7 protein-coding genes are annotated in these 12,272 nt (G+C 34.2%); 1 reads left to right on the top strand and 6 read right to left on the bottom strand.

What is annotated here, in order from left to right:
• Nucleotides 1–3: 3 nt before the first annotated feature.
• The 3 genes from EKH84_RS13605 to EKH84_RS13595 all read right to left on the bottom strand — a co-directional run bounded on the left by EKH84_RS13605 (nucleotide 4) and on the right by EKH84_RS13595 (nucleotide 5,127).
• Nucleotides 4–1,803, bottom strand: coding sequence for a hypothetical protein (locus tag EKH84_RS13605; protein WP_127066726.1), 1,800 nt, complete (start codon nucleotides 1,801–1,803; stop codon nucleotides 4–6).
• Nucleotides 1,800–4,508: a phage tail tape measure protein gene (locus tag EKH84_RS13600; RefSeq protein ID WP_127066725.1), complete on the bottom strand. Its 2,709-nt coding sequence runs from the start codon at nucleotides 4,506–4,508 to the stop codon at nucleotides 1,800–1,802. Before EKH84_RS13600 ends, EKH84_RS13605 begins: the two co-directional genes overlap by 4 nt.
• A 70-nt stretch (nucleotides 4,509–4,578) precedes the next feature.
• On the bottom strand, nucleotides 4,579–5,127 hold the full coding sequence (locus tag EKH84_RS13595; RefSeq protein ID WP_127066724.1) for a hypothetical protein: 549 nt from the start codon (nucleotides 5,125–5,127) through the stop codon (nucleotides 4,579–4,581).
• 174 nt (nucleotides 5,128–5,301) lie between these two features.
• Here EKH84_RS13595 and EKH84_RS13590 point away from each other — a divergent pair.
• Nucleotides 5,302–6,443 (top strand): IS3 family transposase gene (locus tag EKH84_RS13590; RefSeq protein WP_243118597.1). Its coding sequence is split into 2 segments (ribosomal slippage): nucleotides 5,302–5,551 and nucleotides 5,551–6,443, totalling 1,143 coding nucleotides; the frame shifts between segments, so codons are not numbered across the junction.
• A 99-nt stretch (nucleotides 6,444–6,542) separates the two neighbouring features.
• Here the strand turns inward: EKH84_RS13590 and EKH84_RS13585 are convergent.
• From EKH84_RS13585 to EKH84_RS13575, 3 genes are all read right to left on the bottom strand, one after another.
• Nucleotides 6,543–6,914: a hypothetical protein gene (locus EKH84_RS13585; protein ID WP_127066723.1), complete on the bottom strand. Its 372-nt coding sequence runs from the start codon at nucleotides 6,912–6,914 to the stop codon at nucleotides 6,543–6,545.
• Nucleotides 6,915–7,482: 568 nt separating this feature from the next.
• Nucleotides 7,483–7,812 (bottom strand): hypothetical protein, encoded by a 330-nt coding sequence (locus EKH84_RS13580; protein WP_127066722.1) that lies wholly within the window; start codon nucleotides 7,810–7,812, stop codon nucleotides 7,483–7,485.
• 11 nt (nucleotides 7,813–7,823) lie between these two features.
• On the bottom strand, nucleotides 7,824–12,113 hold the full coding sequence (locus EKH84_RS13575; protein WP_190283332.1) for a cellulose binding domain-containing protein: 4,290 nt from the start codon (nucleotides 12,111–12,113) through the stop codon (nucleotides 7,824–7,826).
• Nucleotides 12,114–12,272 lie beyond the last annotated feature (159 nt).

Here is a 12,272-nt window from a genome sequence, read left to right as displayed (position 1 = left end):
CTCCTAACTCCAGCTTACAGGAACAGTTAGGCCTGTTTGAGAATTATAAAGTGTGCTAATTCTTCCTTGGCTATCTTTGGTCCAAGTAAAGGTAGTTTTCGTTTCACCATGTTCTAAGGAAACACCACTTTCACTAAAAGAAGCTTTCGTAAGAGCCACACCAGGTATTTCAACCAGCCCACCCATGTTGATGTTTTGGATAATCGTTTCTCCATCAGCCGCTATGCCTTCTATGCCATTTTCACCTAGTTTAATTTGATGAACAGTTCCTGTACTTGTAATGTATTTGAGTACTAAACCATCTAGCTCTTTATAAATAAAACCTTTGCCTTTATCAGAACTACCGCTTGGATCTGTACCAACACCCCACCTCATAAGAGGATATTGGGTATCACCAATAAGTCCAAAGGTAAAAGTAGCCTTTATGCTTTCACTCAGTACTTTTCTTACTTTAACTTTAAATTTATCAACTTGTGCTTCTGTTAAGCCTTGATAAATGCTAGTAGGAGAGGTGATCGTAAAATATTTATAGGCCTGTACATGGTCATCTATGGCAGTGTAATAAAGCGAATCACCATCCTTATTGTGATAGTCTTGAACTTCTGTTTTACTTAAGCTCTGGGTAACAAACTCCATTTGTTCTTCTTTAATACGAATAAAATTGCGACGACCATCTTCTGGATAGGGCTGTCTTACATCAAGAGCCTCAAAGTTGGTTTCAAGAAACTCTACATTTAAATCTTTAATCCAAGCATTGAGGATATGAGCTGTATTAGCACTAATGACCTCTTGCTTAATAACTTCAACAATAACATTTTGAACTACTTCTTGAACGACCTCTTGGGCCTTCTCATTAAAGAGCTGCTCAATATCTGTGAAGTCCTTCTTGCGTTGGCCTAACTGATAAGTATCTGCAGCGGTAGTAAGACTTTTATTATAACCTACTACTTTATAGATTAGTTCTTGGTCCAATAAGGTGTTATGGAGCTTAACTAATTCACAAAGGCCTAGGTTAAGTTTTTTAACTTTAGGAATGCTTATAGAAATGCTGCAACTAGGTTGATCTACAGTAGCTAAATATTCTTCTGCTAAGGTGTTTAAAGTTCCTAGATCATCTGTATCAAATTCTTGATAGCCTTCTCTAGTAAAACCATATTTTCCGGCATAGGTACTTACTATAAAGCCACTAAGGTCACCTTTTGTATTCTGATAGTGAAGTTTTGTAATAACATCTGATACATCTGTGCTCTCGTCTAAAGTAGTGAAGTCATAGCCTTTAATAAGCGTTTTAATGTTGTCTTGCCAATTGGCTTTCTTAATATTAATTTTTACGTCATTATAAGTGACTTCTGTTTTAGTGGCTTCAAGAAGCTGACTAAGCGCATACTGAGCATTGTTTTTACTAATCTGAAAGTCAAAGCCTGAGATATTATCACAGTCTCCTACTTCTAGAATGGTTGAGTTCACTAGCAGTGATAAAACTTCTACGATAGAGGTACCTGTTAACTCTAGAGTATCCATAAACTTAAACATTAAGATTTGAGTCTGAAGAAGTTCTGCATTATAACTTAGCTCAATCTTTTCTACATCACTATTTCCAGCATCTGTGCACACATAAAAAAGACCATCTACTTGAAAGATGGTTTTAGGGGTAATCGTTATATTATGTTGTTTAAGGTATTTACTTAAGATAGAAAAAGATAACTTGTGATAGCCATTTCTTTCTCCACTTATATTGCCATTTATAACAGGAACGCTGGCATAAGAAGTCACTAGGTTATCCATTGTATAGAGTTTAATCATGTCATCACTCCTAAAGTTCTATTTCTAGTCTTCTTTAAGGCATATAGATATTCAGCAAAGTACTGAGCATTTTCCTTTGAATTGATATTCATGTTCTGGATGATGATATCACCATCTTCATAATAGGAAGTTGTAGATACTAAGCCACTTGTAGAAACTATATTCTGACTAGATACATCTTGTAGCTGTGCTTTTAAAGCAATGCTTGGAATAGCTTGCATAGCTCCTACAATGCTTTCACTCATTTGTTTTGTATTTTTAACTACTTCTGGTATCCCTTTTAAAATACCTTGACCAATACCCTTTTCTACAAAGTCTTTTTGAAACACTCTAATGGCAAGCCTTGATGGCGAGTGCATATCAAAAGCACTAGTAATACTGTTCCAAACACTATTGGCCATATTTTTTGCTGCTTGTACTACAGAACCTACACCATTTGCAATCCCTGTAGCAATTCCTTTCACTAAGTTCAGTCCTACCTCACCCCAGTTAGTATTCTTAAATACATCAATAATTGCTTTAACCAACTTTGGTGTAGCTTCCATTAGTTTAGGAATGGCTTCAATTAATCCCATAGATAATGCAATAACTAATTCAATAGCAGTTTGAACAATCTTATCAATGTTATTTAATATAAACTCCACTAACCCAGTAATAATTTGTATAGCAGCATCAATAAGCATTGGAATAGCAGCAATAATGCTATCTGCCAGTTGTCCTATTAAAATAGGTGCTTGCTCTAGCAAGGTAGGTAGTGCATTAAGTAACCCCTCTACTAACGCTAGAATCATATTAATAGCAGCCTCAATAAAGGCTGGTAAATTATCTAGAATCGCTTGAACTAAATTTAAAATCCCTTCTACCATAACTGGAATTAAAGTAGGCAGGGATTCAGATAAAGCATCTATTAGTGTAATAACTATTTGTAATGTAGCATCTGCTAGTGTTGGCAGTGTTTCCATTAAGAAAGTAATAAAACTAGTTATCAAATCCCCAGCTAAGCTTGCAAAGGCCGGAGCATTCTCCTGAATCACTGAAATCAGCGCATTAATTAGCTGATATGCCCCATCCATGAGCAGAGGTAAAACTGTAGGAATAACATCTGCTAAGGCTGAGGCCAATCCACTAAGTACATCACTTATTATTTTGACTAGATTGGGAAGAATCTCAGTTAACTTATTAACCATGCCTGTAGCAAAGGTATTAATAGAAGTCGTAAAACTTGTTAAAGTATCTCCGCTAAAGCCTTTACTTAGCGCATTAGCAAACTCACTCAGCAAAGGTAGTACTTCTTTGCCTAGTGGAATAAGGAAGTCTGTTTGAAGAATTCTTCCAATGCCACTAATAGCACTACCTAAGTCGTTGTACTTAATCTTATTAATTTTAGCTAAGGTATCAGCGGACTTATCAAACTCTCCATTTACATTAGTTAAAGCAACAATGGCTTCTACGCCAAGATCCTCCCACATGGTGCCGAAAAGTCCTACTCCGGCTGTGTTTTGAACGACCTTATCATCACACTTCATAAGGGCTGAAATAACTTCATCAAAAGCTTTAGAAGCTGTTTCTCCACCTTCTGAAAAACGAGCAGTTAGATTTTCAGTATCTAAACCTAGTGCATCAAAAGCATCTGTAGTTGTTTTACTACCATCCTTAACTCTAATACCAAACTCTTTCACTGCATCTCCTAGTTTATCAATACTAAAAGATCCTGTTTCTGACCCATTTTCAAGCATATTGAACATATCCTCAGCATCTAGACCTAACTGCTGAAAATGTACACTATACTCATTAATAGTATCAAGGAGATCATCATTTGCATTAAGACCTTCTTGAGCACCCTGAGCAATTAAGGTATAAGCTTCTTCTGCTGAAATACCGAACTCTTTCATCATTTGATTAATGGAACGGGTAGTTTCTGATACATCAAAACCAAAGCTATCTCTTAGCATTAAGGCATTGGTAGTGGCAGTTTCTAGCTCTTTGCCTGTCATATTAGTTTGCTGAGCAATGTTAGCCATGGAATTTGCAATATCCTCAAAGTTCTCACCAAAGTTATTACGATAGATTGCCATCATACCTTTTTCAAGGCTTTTCATTTCTGTATCTGTAGCACCCGTTTGTACTTGTAAACTATTAAGTGCTTTCTTGGCATCATCTGCACTTTTTACAGCTGCAACACCAATGCCAGCTGCTGCTGTTCCAATGCCTACTAAGGCAGCAGCAGTTCCTTTGACCGCCATACCACCGATTGATTTAGCTGCACTTCCTGCCATAGAACCCAGTTTGGAGAGCTTACCTTCTGACTTTTCACTAGCTTGCCCCAAATCTTCAATCTCATCAACTGAGTCATTAGCAGCTTCTTCAAGTTGTCTCAGTTGGATACGAGTCTGTTCAATTTCACGATTAAAAGCTCTATACTGTTCATCATTAATCTTACCTTCTCTAAACTGTTTATTAACTTGCTCCTGTGTATCCTCTAATCGTTTCAGTTTCTCGGTGGTGTTAGCTGTTTGTTCTTGGAGTAATTTCATCTTTTGTGCTATAAGCTCTGTGTTACCTGGATCAAGTTTTAGAAGCTTTTCTACTTCTCTTAGCTCTGATTGCAAGTTTCTACTGGTTTTATTAACATCACTTAAGGCCTTTTCTAGTGGTTTAGTATCACCTCCAATTTCAATCGTAATCCCTTTGATTTTACTTGCCATGCCATCACCAACTCTCTATTTTGAGCATAAAGAAAGCACCTACTATTTAAAGTAAGTGCACATTTACCATTTAGTCAATAAATAAACTTTTATCATATACGAAAATGCCATTTTCCCTATCAAGTATGTCATCTCTATCTTCAACTATTTCAAAAAAATGATTTGGATAGAAATAACAATCCATACTCTCATCCATCACAAGATAAGTATACTGTTTATCAGGATTGCGTGAAATACCAATTGCTTTGTATTTTTTATTGTATTTAATATCAAAAAGACTACTATCATACTCATGTGTAATACATCTTACAATTGCCTCTTTATTAGATAAAACTTCATCCACATCCTCAATGATTTCAAAGTCCTCAAAGGGGATAAAATCAACTATTTCATTAGTATTACATGTTACATGAATACTATTTCTTCTCCCTTGCCAATACTCTAAAAAATAAGCATTATAATGTTTGTTAGGTGTAAACTCACACATATTATGTTTCTTTATACAGGTAGGTAATATTTCACAATCCCTACAATATCTTAAACTAGAATCTTCACATGCAAGAATATAACTTTTGGGGTCTCCTATAAATTCAACTACTGCGGGGTACTTTTTCTTCATTAAATCACCTTTATAATTAATTCTACAACCTAAAGACTTATACTCCATTTATCTTGCTTACTTTTTCTTTCTGCAAAACTACCATATGGCATCTTACTTAATTCACCAATTGAGTTATCTAGTTCAAATGCCTGGATCTATATTAAATAAGTAGACACAAAAGGAGGTGCCCACATGGCAACTAAACAAACTCGTTATGATGAAGATTTTAAAAAATCAATCGTTGCACTTTATCATAATGGCAAAACTCAGACTTCTCTCTGCCAAGAATATGATATTTCACAGACTTCTCTCGCTAAATGGATTAAACAATATTCTACTGTTGAAACCGATGATGGCAAAGTCCTAACTGCTAAACAAATTAAAGAAATGCAAAAAAGAATGGCTCAACTTGAGGAAGAGAACCTCATATTAAAAAAAGCGATTGCCATATTCACGCCACACTCTCTGAGCGACTAGATGCTGTTTATAAACTACGTTTTCAGCATGATATTAAAACCCTTTGCCGCGTACTTAACGTAAATCGCAGCACTTACTATAAGCACTTCAACTCCGAACCTGCTCCAAGAGTAAAAGAGAATCTAAATATCAAACGTGTCATTCTTCAGATTTATTCTGACTATGATAAATGTCTTGGTGCTTATAAAATTACATATATCCTCAGTCGTGATTATGGTATAAACATCAGCGTGGGACGAGTGTACCGACTGATGCAATCAATGTCTCTTCCTAAAATGTCTACAGATAAACCTTGTAGAGTAAAACATCACAATCAGGGAGAATGCGATAATCACCTCCATCAGGAATTTAACCAAAAGGCTCCAAATCTTGTCTGGGCTAGTGATTTCACTTACATAAAAGTTAATGGTAAATGGTATTATCTTTGCATTGTCATGGACTTGTTTTCTAGAAAAATCATTGGTTGGCACATAGCTAGCAACCACGATGTCACCTTAACAATGTCAGCTTTTAATAAGGCTTATAAAAGCCGTCATGTTCAGTATGGACTCATATTTCACTCTGACCAGGGATCTGAGTATACTGCTTTTGCATTTAGAAATCTCTTAGATTCCTATAATGTTGTGCAGTCATTTTCTAAAAAAGGATACCCTTTGGATAATGCTTGTTGTGAAAGTTTTTTCAAATATCTCAAAAAGAATCGCACCAATCGCAGAAGCTATCATACCCTAGAGGAACTTCGACTAGATATTTTCGAGTACATTGAAAATCTATATAACAATCGTCTTCCCCACGGTGCGATTGGATATAAAACGCCAAATGAGTTAGAAGCAGAATACTGGGATCAGCACGCATAATTATTGATCTCAACAAATTTTTTCGTTACAAATCGTGTCCAAACTATTGACTATACTCCATTGCTAAATTGCGTACCAATCATTTCAAAATCATCTAGCTCATCCAATGTAAACTCCCACTTTATCTAAATACATTTCTGCTACTCGTATTACTTCTAAAGCATTGTTTATACGTATTTCAATACTTTCTTTAATTATAGTGTTGTTATCTGAAATACTACTAATATTTTTAAGTATTAAATAGAGGTCTGCTTTTAAAATATCAATATTATTGTCAAAAGCATAGATATCATTGTCCTTTAGTGTATGTAATATTTGGCACCCCATATTTCTTACTTTGTCACTCCCCCACACACTCCTTCTCCAATTTTCTAGTCCAAATAAAGAATGGTTATCCGCATCAAATTTCTTTTCTATTCCACTAATATCTGATGAAGGATTTTTAGGACATAAATAAACCATTAAACTCATACCGTATCACCTTTCTCACCAAACAATATTCTTACAATTAAGAATATCACTTTTTATTAATACTATCAAACTATACATATCTTATACCTTCCAGCAATATCCGAACCTTCTCGCAAAATACAAGAATTTTGCCAAATAGTTTGTACCCCCCTCCCCCTAAAGATATGTTCCCACAAACATCACCCTCCACTAAAACACACTAAAAGGCTTCAAGCATAATCGCTCAAAGCCTTGATATTACTAGGGTTTATTTAGATAGCTTGACTACTGTCTCAACGTGCCTTTGGAGTGTAGTAAGGAAACTATTACGCGTAATAGAAGAATGTATCCTAGACCCCCTCTCCTAAATAAGAAGAAACTCCATCAACCAGATGATATTAATGTATCTTCATCTCTGATGTTATTTTTTATACACAAGAAATGATTATAAGACACAACTTACAAAGAATCAAGAATCTGAAGTCAAAAAGTACGAATTTACAAATTTTACAAAAGGGCCTCCAGTTCTTGAAATTTATAATAAAACTTCAAACCGACCCGAAGGCCCTCCCGAAAATCCTCGATTATTTTACTTATCTATGTTCATAAAAAATTCAATTTCTTTAAAAAACAATTCTAACCCTTCTTTTTCACTACTACTATGAAATAAAAGAATATTACACCATGATTTTACAATTAATATATTGTACTTATTTTGAATCCATTCCTGAAAGCCAGGATATACAGTAAAATATTTTTTTTCTGAATCCATATAATGATATGCTTCTGAGAATCCATTAATAAAATGATAAAATTTTGTTAATGACTTTTCTCCTAAATATATTTCTGGCCTTTTTTTTATTTCATTTGTTAGTTCAAGTAAATCTTTTAAAAATACTTCATTTGTTATTTTATTCATAACTAGCTCCTTTAAAAATCTGTAAATTCAATAGTTCTTTCCCCATTTCCCAAAAAGTCTTTTACCCACTTTTCATATTCAATCCCATCGGTATGAATATTATCATATACTTTTCCGTTGAACTCTATTGCTGTATGGAATCCATTCTCACTTATTGTTTTATTTGCTGTATCACTCCAAATAAACCCGTTTTTATCTTTATATGTCAGATTAATTTGACGTCCCTTCATTTTATTTTTCTTTAGTATTCCTTTGATTTTTTTAGCGCAGGGTACACATTCAAAATTTCCGAACTTCTTAGCAGCCTTACTTATTTTTTCCTCTACTTTAGACCTAACCACTTTCTTTAATTTCTCATTATCGCCAGTTGCAATTCCGACTGTCTGTGCTATTAATACAGCTTCTGAAGTTGCATCAGCGATTAATACTACGCCTGTAGCTACCGATAATCCAGATGCAAGTGTTGTTATTCCTCCGCTTGCCCCACTTGAAATTAATCCTTGGGCTATTAACTTGCTACCCATATCAAATCCTATCGTTCCTCTAATTCCATGGGCAACTATCAGTGCAATTTCGGTATAAAACTTTGCACGTAAATAATACTCATTCTTTTCTAAAAGGTACTCACTGTCACCAGCCGTTGCTAATATGGCCTTTTTTAATGCAGTATTTGATGGTAATAAAGAAACTCTAAATACTACATTACCTTTATTGGAATATATAGGAATGCCCCAATTTTCATCATGAAGTAAGGAATCAATAACCCCAGTTATAATACCTGCTGCTTCTGCATGTCGGTCTTCATTCGTCATATCCTCTTCATTTTCCCTTAAAGGATTATAGGGAGATAGCCAAAGGCTTTGTGCTGTATCTATAATAGTATTATAACCAATAATAGCAGTATTTGTAACTCCATTAATAAATACTTTTCCCTCATGAATTTCTGCATCTAATGCATCCTTACTTATTGATATTGTCTCTCCTTCTGCAAGTACCCATTCTTCATTCTCAAATCTATAGATTCTTTGATTATTTGATGTACCCATATCATAAGTAATTCTTCTTAAATTTTCATCACCATTCTTAATAAATCCTATATAATTATCAATACCATTTTTGGTTACCTTTACCCATGAGCTAATAAAATTATTTATAAATGGCATAGTATCCTCGGGATCAGCTATTCCATCATCATCACTATCTATTTCTGTGGGGTCTGATAGTAAAGGTAATACCTTTTGGTCTAATCTATCTGCATATGGGAAGTTTTCACAACTGTAACTATATTTTATGTATATCATACCCCATAGGTCATTAAGGGTAGGAAGTTCATAGCCGTCTGCTGTAATTTTAATTAAGTTAGTACCAGTAAGTTCATTCCCCCAGTTAACCTCTTCACTATCGGTGAGACCATCTTTGTCAGAGTCTGTACTTCCGCCTTTTATAAGAGGATCATCTAAGATTACCTCATCTAAACTATTACTTTTAAGTATCATAAAAGTATCTTGTTCTATTAAATGAGTTAATAAATAGTCAGTAAAAACACTAATATTATCAGTAAAATTCCTTAAGAGTACAAACACACCATCAACTCTAGTGAGCCACCTTTTATAATTTTGAACGGTCATATCTGGTAGGCTACCACTTTCGGTAGGTATAGACATCGTTGAAATACTTAAGCTGATATTTTTCTGTTTCAATACATCTAGTAATTCAAATACAGTTTTGAAACCATGATAATTAGTAGCACTATATGATTTGTCAGTAATAAGTAACGTGAATTTATTTGCATCTGCTCTAAATGGTAATGTAGTTACATAACCTAAACCAGCTAGAGGCGTTGCAGCTATTTGTCTGTCATATCCTCCATATGCATCAAGAGAGTCTATTAATGAGAACATCTCTTCCTTACTATTTGTAAAGCTTAGTTCCCGTTTACCTTCTGCTTCTATGGCTGATATTCCATTTATCATAATGGGATTATAGGAATTAAAATAATTTGCATCCTTTAAATCTATAATGGAAACTTGTAAATCTATATTTTGGCCTTCTAGAGTTTCAATAATCTGTTTTATTCCGGTCTTAACAGATTTCATTATACTTTCCATAGTATACCCTGTTTCTACTACAAACACTAAATCAACTTTATTTTGTTTAGTATTAAAAGTACCTGAAGTTAAACTACGTGCGTTAGCTGAATTCATAGATGCTTGGTCTATAAATGTACTTGTACTATTGAGACTCATTCTTGTACTTTCTGAGTATGTTTGTATGTTTTCATTTAAAACCCCTATATCTAAAAACCACTTTTCAAGGTCAAGGACACAATATGTACCAGTTCCTATCATTTCAGTAACTAAGGTTCCATTATCATCATCATAAGTTGTTGGTACTGGTACTAACATTCCTATTTCTTGATTATAATTAAAGACATAATATCTTTTTAGACCTTCTAAATTGATATCATTAACCTTACTTTCTTCGGATAGAACATCTTCTTTAAGTTGAAAATGAAGCGTTCCCTCTTCTATTATTCCTGAATAATAGTCTATGCTAATAGGGATTCCAACAATAGCATCATTGCTACTTATTGCATGAGCCTGTTGGCTTGTTGAAACAATAATGTTGTCTGCCGCATTACCTGAAGCAATCATATCAATTGATAATTTGTAGGCATTTTCTTCGGTATTAATATACGTAAGTGCTTCCTCTGATGCTGTCTGTTCTATCATGTATTCATTATCAGGAACACCATTAGTACTAGTGGCTAATGGATTAAGGCCTAACTTAATCTCATCCCCATCACCTATGGTGTCACCATCTGTATCATGTAGCAGTGGGTCTGTATAATATTGATTAACTTCATCACCATCACTCAAGTTATCCTTATCTGTATCTGCTACTTGAGGATCTGTTCCTAGTTTCTGTTCTTCTAGGTTACTTAATCCATCTTGATCAAAGTCTTCATCACCATCATTTATACCATTGCTATTTGAATCTACCGCTAACGGATTCGTTCCAATCTTAAAAACTTCATACCCATCTAGAAGGCCATCTCCATCAGTATCAGGGTTATTAAATTCCGTTCCTAATCTCATCTCTAATCCATCAACTAAGCCGTCTTGATCTGTATCTAAATTTTCATCTATCTCATCATAAACGAGTGGATTTGTGTTAAACTTATTAACTTCATCCCCATCTAGCAAACCATCTTCATCTGTATCATTATTATAAGGATCCGTGTCTAATAAGAACTCTTCTTTATTAGTAAGTCCATCCTCATCAAAGTCTTCATCTGCATCACTTATATTGTTTCCATCAGAATCTTGAAGTAATGGGTCTGTCATTAGTTCCCAATACTCATAACCATCAGGAAGGTCATCCCCATCAGTGTCTGCATTTAAAGGATCTGTTCCTAATATATTTTCGTAGTAATCAGGTAAATCATCATTATCAGTGTCTAACTCATAATCAATCTCTTCTTTATCTTTAACTGAGCCAATATAAGATAATTTATAATTACTTGGTTCAATTGTACTATCTTTAAGATTATCTCCACTAAAACCTAAAGTTAGAGTTTGTCCCGGTGCAATATTAGCATTATATCCTTTGTTTTTAATAACATAGTGATTATCAATGTTCTCAACTATAGTAGCAGTCCATAAGTTATTAATATTAGCTTCAAAATCAAAAGCTAAGCTCCAGTCTTCAATAGGTGCTTTAGACTGATTAGTAATACTTATTTCTCCATTAAAGCCATTATTCCAGTTTCCGGTTAGCTTAAATCCAATAGTGTAATCTACATCACTTGCTACTTGTTCTTCCATATCCAGGCTATATTTACTTGGATTATTAATAGTACCATCGCCATTGGCCTGGAAACCGATGGTTACACTACTTCCTGGCTCAATATCTTGATTCCAGCCCATATTTTTAATTACATAGCTGTTATTTTCATGTGTTAAAATTTGAGCATTCCACATATTTGTAATTTCGTGTTCAAAATCAAATTTTAATGTCCAGTTTTCTAGTGGTTTATCAGCCGTGTTAGTAAGTACTAATTCTCCATTAAATGCCCCAGGCCATTGGTTCGTTATTTTAAATTCTACTTGATAACCATCCCCAGTATACTTAGAAGGATTAATTTGTATAGCTCCGGGTGTTGTAGTTTGGGTATCTACAAGTGCTGACATAGGTAGTGGTAAGTCGTTTGTTGTTTGTGCAAATAATTGAATAGGCAATGATGTCATAGCTAGTGTTAAAGTAAGTAAATAGGCTAAAACTCTTTTTTTGGTTTTCAAATAGCAACTCCCCTTTATAATTATTTTCAATATAATTATAATAATTAAAATATTAAAACTTTGTCTGAAACTGTCATATATGTTATTTTCGGTAGAATGTGCTAAAAGCATGTAATATTTTGTGGTTGTTGTGCACAATATGTAAAATAAACACCACTT

Origin of the sequence: Cellulosilyticum sp. WCF-2, from assembly GCF_003990395.1 — a bacterium.
In the GTDB taxonomy this organism is placed as follows: domain Bacteria; phylum Bacillota; class Clostridia; order Lachnospirales; family Cellulosilyticaceae; genus Cellulosilyticum; species Cellulosilyticum lentocellum.
The sequence above is the reverse complement of the archived record's forward strand: the minus strand, read 5'-3'. Positions and strand labels throughout refer to the sequence as shown.

What these genes read in the sequence shown, in the direction of transcription:
- EKH84_RS13605 (WP_127066726.1), bottom strand. Translation starts at nt 1,803, where the DNA reads ATGATTAAACTCTATACAATGGATAACCTAGTGACTTCTTATGCCAGC.
- EKH84_RS13585 (WP_127066723.1), bottom strand. Translation starts at nt 6,914, where the DNA reads ATGAGTTTAATGGTTTATTTATGTCCTAAAAATCCTTCATCAGATATT.
- EKH84_RS13595 (WP_127066724.1), bottom strand. Translation starts at nt 5,127, where the DNA reads ATGAAGAAAAAGTACCCCGCAGTAGTTGAATTTATAGGAGACCCCAAA.
- EKH84_RS13580 (WP_127066722.1), bottom strand. Translation starts at nt 7,812, where the DNA reads ATGAATAAAATAACAAATGAAGTATTTTTAAAAGATTTACTTGAACTA.
- EKH84_RS13600 (WP_127066725.1), bottom strand. Translation starts at nt 4,508, where the DNA reads ATGGCAAGTAAAATCAAAGGGATTACGATTGAAATTGGAGGTGATACT.